General features: G+C 76.8%; 9 protein-coding genes. 4 read left to right on the top strand and 5 right to left on the bottom strand.

The window, feature by feature from the left end; all coding sequences use genetic code 11:
* Nucleotides 1–36: 36 nt before the first annotated feature.
* From AS188_RS04640 to AS188_RS04620, 5 genes are all read right to left on the bottom strand, one after another.
* The gene (locus AS188_RS04640) at nt 37–1,044 is read right to left on the bottom strand and encodes a DNA topoisomerase IB (RefSeq protein WP_058857873.1); all 1,008 of its coding nucleotides are present in this window, start codon (nt 1,042–1,044) and stop codon (nt 37–39) included.
* A gap of 48 nt (nt 1,045–1,092) precedes the next feature.
* Nucleotides 1,093–2,193 (bottom strand): hypothetical protein, encoded by a 1,101-nt coding sequence (locus AS188_RS04635; RefSeq protein WP_058857872.1) that lies wholly within the window; start codon nt 2,191–2,193, stop codon nt 1,093–1,095.
* Between the two features lie 63 nt (nt 2,194–2,256).
* Entirely contained in the window at nt 2,257–4,695 is a 2,439-nt protein-coding gene (locus AS188_RS04630; RefSeq protein ID WP_058857871.1) for a GNAT family N-acetyltransferase, read from the bottom strand.
* Complete coding sequence (locus tag AS188_RS04625) at nt 4,692–5,990, bottom strand: lysine N(6)-hydroxylase/L-ornithine N(5)-oxygenase family protein (protein WP_058857870.1); 1,299 nt, start codon at nt 5,988–5,990, stop codon at nt 4,692–4,694. The genes AS188_RS04630 and AS188_RS04625 overlap by 4 nt, the downstream gene beginning before the upstream one ends.
* Nucleotides 5,990–7,474, bottom strand: coding sequence for a pyridoxal phosphate-dependent decarboxylase family protein (locus AS188_RS04620; protein WP_058857869.1), 1,485 nt, complete (start codon nt 7,472–7,474; stop codon nt 5,990–5,992). Before AS188_RS04620 ends, AS188_RS04625 begins: the two co-directional genes overlap by 1 nt.
* A gap of 229 nt (nt 7,475–7,703) precedes the next feature.
* Between AS188_RS04620 and AS188_RS04615 the strand changes: the two genes are divergently transcribed.
* From AS188_RS04615 to AS188_RS04600, 4 genes are read left to right on the top strand one after another with little or no spacing between them, the layout of a single operon-like run.
* The gene (locus AS188_RS04615) at nt 7,704–8,783 is read left to right on the top strand and encodes an iron-siderophore ABC transporter substrate-binding protein (RefSeq protein ID WP_058857868.1); all 1,080 of its coding nucleotides are present in this window, start codon (nt 7,704–7,706) and stop codon (nt 8,781–8,783) included.
* Between the two features lie 13 nt (nt 8,784–8,796).
* Nucleotides 8,797–9,882 carry a FecCD family ABC transporter permease gene (locus tag AS188_RS04610; protein ID WP_058857867.1) on the top strand — a complete coding sequence of 362 codons (1,086 nt, stop codon included), beginning with the start codon at nt 8,797–8,799 and terminating at the stop codon, nt 9,880–9,882.
* Nucleotides 9,879–10,949 (top strand): FecCD family ABC transporter permease, encoded by a 1,071-nt coding sequence (locus tag AS188_RS04605; RefSeq protein WP_058857866.1) that lies wholly within the window; start codon nt 9,879–9,881, stop codon nt 10,947–10,949. Before AS188_RS04610 ends, AS188_RS04605 begins: the two co-directional genes overlap by 4 nt.
* The gene (locus AS188_RS04600) at nt 10,946–11,854 is read left to right on the top strand and encodes an ABC transporter ATP-binding protein (protein ID WP_058857865.1); all 909 of its coding nucleotides are present in this window, start codon (nt 10,946–10,948) and stop codon (nt 11,852–11,854) included. Before AS188_RS04605 ends, AS188_RS04600 begins: the two co-directional genes overlap by 4 nt.
* Nucleotides 11,855–11,858: the final 4 nt, after the last annotated feature.

Raw genomic sequence — 11,858 nt, 5'->3', positions numbered from 1 at the left:
CGCCGTCCGGACCGGAGGGCGAACCGGTTCCCCGGCTCAGGTGAGGAACGCCCGCAGGCCCCGCTCGGCGGCCGGGTAGGTGGCGGCGTCGATGGTCTCGCCGTCGAGGAAGCGGTCCACGACCCGGGGGTCGACGTAGGACTTCCGGGCGATCGCGGGGGTGTTGCCCAGGTGCTCGGCGACCTCGCGCACGGCCGCGGCGACCGCCTTCTTCCGGGCGCTGTGCGAGGGCCGGGTGTCGGCCCGGGCGGCCAGGGCCAGCGCGGCGGTGACCGTGCCCTGCCAGGTGCGCAGGTCCTTGGCCGTGAAGTCGGGCCCGCACCGCTCCCGCACGAAGTCGTTGAGGCGGGCGCTGGTCAGGGGCACCCACCTCCCCTCGGCGTCCGGGTGGGCCAGGGCCGTCTCCTGCGGGTCGCGCTCGAGCAGGGGCGCGAGCGCCGCGGCGAGGTCGGCGTCCCGCAGGCTCAGCGACCAGCGGTGGCCGCTCTTGCCGGGGAAGTCCAGGTGGACCTCGTCCCCGTCCGTGCGCACGTGCTCGACGAGCATGGTGGTCACCCCGTAGGAGCCGTTGGTCTGGGCGTACTCCTCGTTGCCCACGCGCAGGGCGGCGGCGTCGACGAGCCGGAAGGCCGCGGCGCAGGCCCGCTCCTCCGTGGGCTCGGACGAGCGCAGCAGCCGGGTGACGACCGGCCGCGCCCGGGGCAGGGCGTCGCCGAGGTCCAGGACCCGGTCGAACTTCTCCCGGTCCTTCAGCTCCCGCCAGCGGGGGTGGTAGAGGTACTGGCGCCGTCCGGCGTCGTCGATCCCGGTGGCCTGGATGTGGCCGTTGGGGTGCGGGCTGATCCACACGTCGCGCCACGCCGGCGGGATCGCCAGCGCCCGGATCCGGTCGAGCTCCTCCCGGTCCGTGACCTTCGTGCCGTCGGCACGGGCGTAGGCGAAGCCGCGCCCGTGGCCGCGGCGGGTGATACCGGGGCGGTGGCAGTCGCTGCGCCGCAGGCGCGGGCGGCGGGGCGTCGCGGGGCGCTGCGGGGCGGCGGCCATGGCGTCCTTCCGGGAGGAGGGGACCGGGAGGGCCCGGGGCCCGTCAGTCTACTGCGGGTCGGCTTCCATGGAGCGGGTGTAGGCCGCCGCGCGCACGACGTCGTCGTCCTCGAGCCCGGCGCCCAGGGCGCCGCCGACCGTCGCGAGGGTCGCCGTGAGCCAGGCCAGGCGCACGTACTCGGCGGCGCCCACGGGCTCGGCGACGACCGCGGCGAACACGTCCCGGTCCACGAGCAGCACCGCCCCGAGCCAGGACAGGGCGAAGACGGCGAGGTAGAACACGACCACCCCGATCGCGACGGTCGCCGCGGTCGCGAGGTTGAACAGGGCCACCTGCTCCCGCTCGGCGCGGCGGCGGGGGCGCTCCCACAGCCGGGCCCCGACCACGAGCGCCCCGGCCACGGCCCCGACCGCCAGCGCGGTGAGCAGCCCGAGCCGCCACGGCCCGTACTCGACGGCCAGCAGCCACAGGTCCGAGGCCACGAGGGTGAGCACCCCGGTGGCGGCCGCGACGGCGAGCAGGCGGGACAGGCGCACGACCAGCGTCCAGGGGCGATTGGCGCGGATCATCCCCAGCAGCAGCCGCACGTTGCCGCCCAGCACGCGGGCGGTGAACTGCACGGCGTTGTCCTCCGGGTGCTCCCCGAGGTCCTCGGCGCGCTGACGGGCCCGGCGCACGAGCTCCTCCTGCTGCTCGTCGTCGGGGTCGTGGCCGAGCAGCTCGCCGACCACGCGCACGGTCGCGTCCCGGGCCTTCTGCCCCACGTGCACCGCCCCCAGGGCCGGGACGGCGATCAGGCCCACCCCGTGCACGGGGCTGAGCTGGGTGAGCACCGGGGTGCGCCCGTCCTTGAGCGGGACGTCGGTGAGGGCGACGACGAGGTCCCAGTCCTCGTCGAGCATCCGGTCGCGGGCGGCCTCGAGCAGGTCCAGGCCGTCGGCCGGCGGCACGGCCAGCCGGTCCTCGACGGCCCGGACCCGCCAGACGACGCCGGGGTGGCGCCGTCCCAGCAGCTCGGTCAGGACGGCGGGGAGGTCCCTGGGGAGCAGGGCCGCGACCTTCGGCGAGACCACGAGGCCGACCAGCAGCTCGGGGGCCTCGTCGCCGGTCGAGGTGTCGGTGGGGTGCGGGCTGCGGTGGTCGGGCACCCCTCCATGGTGGTCCACCGGGGCCGGGGGCGCCACTTCCGGCCCCGGTGGACCACCGGGTCCTCACGCGCCGGCCCCGTCCGGGCCGCCCCCGGCGGGCCCGGCCACGGGGTTGTCGAGCTCCCCGGCGTACTGCAGGGAGGAGGCCTGGTCGGCGAGGTCGACCATCTGCAGGGTGTTGCGCAGCTGCAGCCGGTTCAGGCAGGAGTGCCGGAAGCGCGGGGCCAGCAGCGGGTAGCGCTGCGCCGTGGCGGGGTCCTGCTCCAGCAGCGCCCGCAGGCACGCCCCGGCCTGCGCCCAGAACCGTGGGGCCGGCAGCAGCCCCTGGTCCTCGAGGATCCCGGCGAGGTGGCGCAGGACGCCGTCGAAGACGTCGGTATGCACGGACAGGGCCGCGGTGGGGGCGTCCACGACGTGGCGGATCCGCTCGATCCCCGCCGGCAGCGGCCGGTCCGAGACGACCGCGACCTCCTCGCCGATGTCCTTCATGATCACCCGGGACGGGACGTGGCCCTCGAGCACGAGCACCACGTTCTCGCCGTGGGGCATGAACACGAGATCGTGGGCGAGCAGGCACCGGGCCACCGGGGCGAGGTAGGCGTCGAGCAGGCGGCGCACCCACGCGGCCGAGGCCAGCCCGGAGGCGCGCACGTGCTCGGCGGCGACCGACCCGCCGGCGGCGTCCACGTGCAGCAGCGAGGCGAGGGTCGCCGGCCGCTCCCCCGGGCCGAGGCGGGGCACGGGGCTCTCCCGCCACAGCGCCGCGAGCATCCTGGTGTGCGGGCCCTCCTCGCCGTGACCGGCCGCGGCGGCCCGGTGGTAGGCGTCGCCGGTGTAGCCGGCCGCGGCGACCTCCCGCAGCACGGTGAACCGGCTCGCGGCGAGCACCGGGTCGGCGGCCACGGTCGCGGCCACCCAGTCGTTGACCGCCGGGGTGTCGCGCATGTACCGGGGGGACAGCCCGCGCAGGAAGCCCATGTTCTGCACCGCCAGGGCGGTCTTGACGTAGTGGCGCTCGGGGCGGGTCGCGTTGAAGAACGTGCGGATCGACTGCTGGGCCAGGTGCGCGTCGCCGCTCGTGCCCAGCAGCACGAGGTCCCGGCGGGCGAGGTCGGGGGCGAAGGTCACGGTGACCCGGTGCTCCCACTGGTGGGGGTGCACGGGCAGCCACCGGTAGTCCGCCGGGTCCAGGCCGAGGCCCTCGAGCCGGGCCCGGAACCGCGCCCGCACCGCCGGGTCGAGCTCCGCCTCGACCAGGTCCGCCTCGTCGAGCCCGGCGACCGTGTCCAGGCGGCTGAGGGGCCGGCGGGCGGCGAGCCACACGAGCTCGACGGGACGGGCGGCCTCGGGGGACCAGCGGTCGTGCTCGGTGACCCCGAGCCCGATCCGGCCGTTGTTGGCCACGAAGCCGGGGTGGCCCTCGGTCATGGCGGCCTCGACCTCCTGGAAGCCGGCGCGGGCCAGGGCGTGGGCGGGCCGGGTGCGGTGGACGAGCTTGTAGGCGGCCGAGGCGAGAGTGCTCGCGATCTCCTCGAGGTAGGTTCCCAGCAGCGCGGGCGGGATGCCCAGGGCCGGGGCGAGCTCGGCGACCAGCTCCTGGGCGTCGGGCTCGGCGGCCGCGCCGTCGACCGTGCGCCGCAGCGAGCCCTCGTCGATGACCCAGTGCTCGAGGGCGGTGCGGCGGGCGCGGAAGCGGTAGCGCACCCGCCCGTCCGCGGTGGCGACCTCCCAGGCGTCCCCGCCCAGGGGTGCGGGGTGCAGGAGGCGCTCGTGGGCGAACTCGGCGAGCGCCTTGCAGCACAGGTGGCGGTGGGCGGCGCGCATCGGGTGGCGGCCCAGGTGGGCGGGCTCGCCGGCCGGGGGCGGGTCGGGCAGCAGCCGGGCGGCGGGCCCGAGCTCGGAGGCCTCGAACTGCGCGCGGGTGCAGGTGGCGAGCAGGGCGGTCTTGCCGGGCAGCTCGAGCGGCCCGTGGACGGTGAAGCCCGCGCGGGCGTTGAGCCGGTGGACGGCCTCGTTGCGCGCGTCGGGCTCGACGACGACGCGGCGGGCGCCCTCCCGGTCCAGGAGCAGGCGGAGGACCCCGGCCATCAGGGCGGCGCTCGTGCCCGGCACGGGGGTGCGGGCCGGGGCGAGCAGCAGGTGCATCCCGGCGTCGCCCTCCCGGTGCGCGTAGCGGCCGGCGAGGAGCACGCGGGCGGGGTCGTAGGTCTCCACGAGCCCGATCGGCACGCCGTCGAGGCGGGCGAGCCGGGCCCCGGCGTACGGGGACGCGGCGAGCTCCTCGAGGTCGCGGCGGACCCGGTCGGCGTCGGCGTCGAGCATCCCCCACCAGGCGGAGCGGGGGTGGGTGAGCCAGGCGTGGAGGAGCTCGACGGTGGGGGCGTCGGGCACGGCCGGGGCGAGGGTGAGGATCCCGCCGGGGGTCGCGAGGCGGACCGGGGCGGCGGTCCCGCCTCCGGCCGGGGCCGGCCGGGCGGTGGTGTCGGGGGCGGTGGTGGTCATGCGGTCTCCTGGGGGATGCCGAAGGTCTGGAAGGCGATGGCGGTCTCGACGGGGTAGACCTCCCGGCCGGTGACGGCCCGGAGGATGACGCTGTTGCGGTAGGCGCCCATGCCGAGGTCGGGGGCGGTCAGCCCGTGGGTGTGCACCTCGGCGTTCTGCACCCAGATGCGGCGGCGGTCCCGGTCGATCGCGTAGTCGCGGGAGACGTCGTAGCGGCCGGCGGCGTCCCAGGCGATCTCGTCGCGGACCGGGTCGAGGAAGGCGGGCACCTCGGCCCGGTAGCCGGTGCCGAGCACGAGCGCCCCGGTGCGGTGGCGCCAGGACCGGCCCAGCTCGTCGTCGTGCAGCTCGAGGACGAGCCCGTCGTCGTCGCGGGCGGCGCCGGTGAGGGTCGTGGACGTGGTGAGCAGCCCGGCGGGGTGGCCGTGCACCGAGCGGCGGTAGAGCAGCTCGTGGATCCCGTCGACGAGCTCCGCGCTGATGCCCTTGTACAGGCTCGTGTGCTCCCGGTTGAGCCGGTCGCGGCGGTCGGGGTCGAGGCCGTGGAAGTGGTCGACGTACTCGGGGGAGGTCAGCTCGAGGGTCAGCTTCGTGTACTCCATGGGGAAGAAGCGCGGGGAGCGGGTGATCCAGTCGACCCGCGGCCCGCCCGCCCCGGCCCGCTCGAGCAGGTCGCGGTAGACCTCCGCGGCGGACTGGCCGCTGCCGAGCACGGTGACGGACTCCTGCGCGAGCAGCTCCTCGCGCCGGTGCAGGTACTCGCCGGTGTGCAGCACCGGCTCGAGCCCCGGGTCCACGCACGCGGGCAGGGAGGGGACGGTGCCCACCCCGAGCACGAGCCGGCGGGTGCGCCACCGCTCGGTGCCCGTGCGGGTCCGGGCCGTGACCGTGTAGTGGTCCCCGGCGGGATCGCGCTCGACGGCGACGACCTCCCGTCCCCAGTGCAGGCTCCCCAGCTGCTCGCTCGCCCACCGGCAGTAGGTGCTGTACTCGGCGCGCAGGGGGTTGAAGTCCTCGCGGATGTAGAAGGGGTAGAGCCGCCCGGCCTGCTTGAGGTGGTTGAGGAAGGAGTAGGGGGAGGTGGGGTCGGCCAGGCTGACGAGGTCGGCGAGGAAGGGGACCTGGATCGTGGCGTCCTCGAGCATCAGCCCGGGGTGCCAGTCGAAGCCCTCCCGGGCGTCGAGGAAGACGGCGTCGAGGTCCGCGAGCGGCTCGGCGAGGCAGGCCAGGCCCAGGTTGAACGGCCCGATGCCGATGCCCAGCAGGTCGTGGACGCGCCCGGTGGCCGTGCCCATCAGCGGGCCCCCGCCGTGCTCAGGGGCGCCTGCTCGCGGGCGGCCTCCCGGGCGGCCTCGCGGGCGGCCTCGCGGACCAGCCCGAGCACGTGCTCGACGTCGGCGAGGTCGGTGCGCGGGTTGAGCAGGGTGAGCTTGAGCCAGCGGCGCCCGCCGACCACGGTCGAGGCGACCACGGCCCGGCCGGTGTCGAACAGGGCGGTGCGCACGGTCTCCACGAGCCGGTCGGCCTCGGCCTCGCCGGTGCCGGGGGGCCGGTGGCGGAAGAGGACGGTGGACAGCGCCGGTTCACCCAGCAGCTCCATGTCCGGGGCGGCGGCGACCGCGGCGGCGGCCTCCCGGGCGAGGTCCACGGCCCGGTCCAGGCTCCGGCCGAGGGCCTCGGCGCCGACGGTGCGCAGGGTCATCCACAGCTTCAGGGCGTCGAAGCGGCGGGTGGTCTGCAGGGACTTGTCCACGAGGTTGGGCCGCACGGCGTGGCGGGGGTTGAGGTACTCCGCGCTCCACGTGGACAGCCCCAGGTGGCGGCCCTCGCGCAGCAGCAGCGCGGAGGCGGCCACGGGCTGGAACCAGGACTTGTGGAAGTCCACGGTCACGGAGTCGGCCCGCTCGATCCCGTCGAGCAGGCCCCGGTGGGACGGGGAGACCAGCAGCCCGCCGCCGTAGGCGGCGTCCACGTGCAGCCACGCGCCGTGGGCCCGGCAGGCGTCGGCGACCGCGGGCAGCGGGTCGATCAGCCCGAGGTCGGTGCTGCCGGCGGTGGCCACGACCGCCATGACCTCGTCCCCGGCGGCGGCGGCCCCGTGCAGGGCCCGCTCGAGGGCCACGGGGTCCAGGCACCCGTCCCGGCGGGCGGGCAGGGCCACGACGGCGTCGCGGGGCAGGCCCAGCAGGTGGGCGGCGCGGGCGACGCTGAAGTGCGCGTGCTCCCCGGCCAGCACCCGCAGCCGGCCCAGCCGGTCCTGGCGGGCCCGCGGGTGCGGGCGGGACAGGCGCTCCTCGCGGGCGGTGAACAGGGCCTGGAGGTTGGACTGGGTGCCGCCGGAGGTGAACACCCCGTCGGGCCCGTCCGCGGCGGGGAAGCCGATCCGGTCGGCGGTCCAGTCCACGAGCCGCTGCTCCACGAGGGTCGCGACCGTGCTCTGGTCCCAGCTCTCCACGGCGGTGTTGGTGGCGGCGGTGAAGGCCTCGGCGGCCACCGCGGGGATCGCGACCGGGCAGTTGAGGTGGGCCATGTAGCCGGGGTCGTGGAAGTGCACGGCGTGGTCGAGGTAGAGCGCGCGGGTCTCCTCGAGCACCGCCTCGAGGTCCCCGAGCGGGCGGTCGAGGTCCACGGCCGCCACGAGCTGCTCGAGCTCGGCGGGGCCGGCGTCGGAGCGCGGGGCGCGGGTGCCGGCGAGGTGGACGGCCACCGTGTCGACGGTCGAGTGCAGGGCGCGGGCGTACTGGCCGGGGGTGCTCCGGCTGAGCAGGAAGTCGTGCATGAGCTCCTCGCAGGGGGGTCGGGAAGGTGCCCGGACTGAGGCGAGGCTCACCTAATCACACTTCGGCGTCGATTACATCATGGTCGTGTTGCGTATTCTTCCGCTCACACCCTAGGGTGAGGGCGACGCTTCGGTAAGGCAAACCTTCGCCCGGGTCCCCGGGACGGTGCGCCGCCGCAGCACGATCCGTTGCCGACGGCCCCGCCGTCCCCGTCCGAAAGGGTGCCCCGTGGCCTCTTCCCCCCTCCGCGCCCGGCGCTCGCCGCGCGCCGTCCCCGCCGTGCTCCTCACCGCCGGCGCCCTCCTGCTCGCCGGCTGCTCGACCGGCCCCGCCGGCAGCGGGAGCGCCGGCGGCTCCGGCTCCGCCGCCGAGGGCGCGACCGGGGAGTTCCCCCGCACCGTCGAGCACGTCTACGGGGAGACCACGATCGAGCAGGCCCCCGAGCGGGTGGCCACGGTGTCCTGGGTCAACCACGACGTCGCGACCGCCCTCGGCGTGGTGCCCGTCGGCGTGCCGACCACCGACTTCGGCGCCAACGAGGCCGGGTCCACCGACTGGTTCGACGCCGCGCTCGAGGAGTCCGGGGCCGAGGCCCCCCGGACCTACTCCGAGACGGACGGGATCAATTTCGAGGCCATCGCCGCCCTCGACCCCGACGTCATCCTCGGCGCGTACTCCGGGCTGACCCGGGAGGACTACGACAAGCTCTCCGAGATCGCCCCCGTGGTCGCCTACCCCGAGGACGCGGTCGCCTACGGCACCTCCTGGCAGGACTCCACCGAGCTCATCGGCCAGGCCCTGGGCCGCGAGGAGCGGGCCCGGGAGGTCGTCGAGGACGTCGAGCAGCAGATCGCCGAGACCGCCGAGCAGTACCCCGAGCTCGAGGGCACCTCCTTCGTCTACGGCACGCTGGACCCCTCCGCGGCCGACCCGATCATCGCCTACACCGAGGTCGACAACCGCCCGAAGCTGCTCACCTCCCTGGGCATGGCCCAGGCCGAGGCCGTCACCGGGGCGGCCGAGGGCAAGGAGGACGAGTTCTACGTGACCTGGTCCCCCGAGAACGCCGACGACCTCGTCTCCGACGTCTTCGTCAGCTGGGCGGCCGGCGAGGACGTGCGCGAGGACATCGAGTCCGACCCGCTGCTGAGCAGCATCCCGGCGGTGGCGGACGACGCCCTCGTGCTGCAGACCGACGAGCAGGAGGTGCTCTCCGTCTCGGCCGCCTCGCCGCTGAGCATCCCGTGGGCGCTCGAGAACGTGGTCCCCGACATCGCCGAGGCCGCCCGCACGGCCGGCGGCGAGTGAGCCCGCTCCCCCGGTGACCGCGACCGCCACCGCGCCCCCCGCAGGGAGCCCCCGGGCCCCCGGTGCCGCCCGCCGGCACCGGGGTGCCGCCCTGCTCGCCGCCGCGGCGCTGCTCCTGGCCTCCTGCACGGCCTCCCTGTTCTGGGGCGCCCGGGCGGTGGACCCGGCCACGGTCGCCTCCGTGCTCGCGGCCCTGCCGGGAGCCCTGCTCGACGGCGGGGCGCAGGTGCCCGCCGGCGCCGGCATCGACGCCGCGGTGGTGCACAGCCGGATCCCCCGCACCCTCACCGCCCTGCTGGCCGGGGCGGCGCTGGCCGTGGCCGGGGCCGGGATGCAGGGGGTCAGCCGCAACCCGCTGGGCGACCCGGGCCTGCTGGGGCTCACCGCGGGCGCGGCGGCCGGGGTGGTCCTGGCCATCGGCGCCCTCGGGGCCACGGCCACGTGGCAGCTGACGCTGTCCGCGCTGCTGGGCTCGACCGTGGCGGCGGTGCTCGTCTTCGGGGTCTCCCGGATCGGCGGCTCGGCCCCGACCCCGGCCGGGCTCGTCCTGTCCGGGGCCGCGGTCAGCGCCGGGTTCACCGCGCTGACCACGTCCGCGGTGCTCGCCCTGCCCGCGGTCCTGGACCGCTTCCGCTTCTGGAGCATCGGCTCGGTGGCCCGGGCCGAGACCACCGACCTCGCCGGCGCCGCCCCCCTCGTGGCGGCCGGGCTGCTCCTGGTGCTCGCCGGCTCCTCCGGGCTCAACGCCATGGCCCTGGGCGAGGAGCTCGCCCACGGCCTCGGCGTGCGCCTGGGCCTGCAGCGCACCCTCGTGTTCACGGGGGTCGTGCTGCTCTCCGGGGCGGCGACCGCCCTGGCGGGGCCGATCGCCTTCGTGGGGCTCATGGTCCCCCACGCGGTGCGCCGGCTGCTCGGCGGGGACTACCGGTGGATCGTCGCCTTCAGCGCGGTCCTCGGCCCCGTCCTGCTGCTGCTGGCCGACGTCGTCGGCCGCGTGGTCGCCCCGCCGCAGGAGATCCACGTGGGCGTGACCACCGTGGTGCTCGGGGTGCCCGTGCTGCTGGTGCTGCTGCGCCGGGGACGGAGCACGAGCCTGTGAGCACCGTCCTGGACCGCGTCCCCGCGCCACCGGCCACCCCGCAGGGGGTGGCCGTGCTGCGCCGCGCCCGGGCCCGGCGCACCCGCCGGGCCGTGGCCCTGCTCGCCCTCGCGCTGCTGGCCGTGCTGGCCGTGCGCGTGCTGCTGGGCCGCTACACCGTGACCGTCCCCGACTTCGTGGCGATCCTGGGCGGGGCCCGGATCCCGGGGGCGAGCTTCATCGTGCTCCAGGAGAAGCTGCCCCGCGCCGTGCTGGGCGCCCTCGCCGGGGCCGCCCTGGGCTGCTCCGGGGCGCTGTTCCGCCGCGTGCTGCGCAATCCGCTGGCCAGCCCGGACGTGCTGGGCATCACCTACGGGGCCGCCACGGGCGCGGTGGCCGGCACCGCCCTGTGGGGGCTGCGCGGGGCCGCCGTGTCGTGGACCGCCCTGGCGGGGGCCCTGCTGGCCGCGGCCCTGATCGGCGCCGCCTCGGTGCGGGTCCGGGGCGGGGCCGGGATCGTCGGCGAGCGCTTCCTGCTCGCGGGCATCGGGGTGGCCGCCCTGTGCCAGGCCCTCACGGCCGCGCTGCTCGTGCGCCTGTCCCTGAACTCCGCCCAGGACGCCGCGGTGTGGACGGCCGGGTCGCTCAACGCGGCCACGTGGGAGCGGATCGGAGTCCTGGGGGCCTGCCTGCTGCTGCTCGTGCCCGTGGCCCTCGCCGCCCACCGGGCGCTGGAGCCGGCCGAGCTGGGCCCCGAGCTGGCCGCGGGGCTGGGCGCGCGCCCCGCGTCCGCGCGCGGGCTCGCCCTGGTCACCGGCGTGCTGCTGGCCGCCGCGGCGACCGCGGCCACGGGGCCGCTGGCCTTCGTGGCGCTGGTCTCCACCCCGATCGCGACCGCCCTCACCCGGGGGCGGACCTCGATCCTCGCGTGCGCGCTCGTGGGCGCCGTGGTCGTGGTGGCCGCCGACGGGCTGGGGGCGGACCTGCTCGCCCGCACCGACCTGCCCGCCGGTGTGGTCACGGGCGCGATCGGCGCGCCCGTGATGCTGTGGCTGCTCGTGAAGCAGCGGAAGGGGAACGTGGGATGAGACGGAACCGGACGCACGCCCGGGCGGAGCTGCGGGCCGTCGAGGACCCGCAGGCCGGGGTCCCGGCCTTCCGGGCGCGGGGACTGAGCCTCGGCTACGGCGACCGCGCCGTGGTGCGGGAGGTCGACCTCGAGGTCCCGCACGGGTGCACGACCGTGCTGATCGGCGCCAACGGGTGCGGCAAGACGACCCTGCTCAAGGGCCTCTCCCGCCAGCTGCGCCCCACCGCGGGGACCCTCGAGGCCGACGGCCGGGAGCTGCGCTCGTGGCCGGCCCGCGAGTACGCCCGCTCCGTGAGCCTGCTCCCCCAGGCGCCGGTGGTCCCGGAGGGGCTGACCGTCGCCGAGCTCGTCGAGCGCGGCCGCCACCCCCACCGGCGGTGGTGGGGCGCCCCCTCCCCCGACGACGACGCGGCCGTGGACCGGGCCATGGCGCTCACCGAGCTCACCGCCCTGGCCCACCGGCCGGTCGAGGAGCTCTCCGGCGGGCAGCGGCAGCGGGTGTGGATCGCGCTGACCCTGGCCCAGCAGGCCCGCACCATGCTGCTCGACGAGCCGACCTCCTACCTCGACCTCGCCCACCAGGTCGACCTGCTGGACATGCTGAGCGGGCTGCAGCGGCCCGGCGGGACCGGCCGGGCGACCGTCGTGGCCGTCCTGCACGAGCTGAACCTGGCCGCCCGCGTGGCCGACCGCCTGGTGGCCATGGCCGCCGGGCGCATCGTGGCCGTGGGCTCGCCCGCCGAGGTGCTCACCCCCGAGCTGCTGGCGGAGGTCTTCGGCCTGGAGGCCGACGTCGCCGCCGACCCCGTGGGCGGGCGCCCGGTCGTCCTGCCCCGCGGCCGCGCCCGCGAGGGGTCCTCCCCCGCCGCGGCCACCGCCCCCGTCCTGTCCGTCCGAGCCTGAGGAG

The sequence above is a fragment of the Kocuria flava genome (assembly GCF_001482365.1).
Taxonomy (GTDB): Bacteria; Actinomycetota; Actinomycetes; order Actinomycetales; family Micrococcaceae; genus Kocuria; species Kocuria flava.
This window is presented reverse-complemented; position numbering and strand designations above follow the sequence as displayed.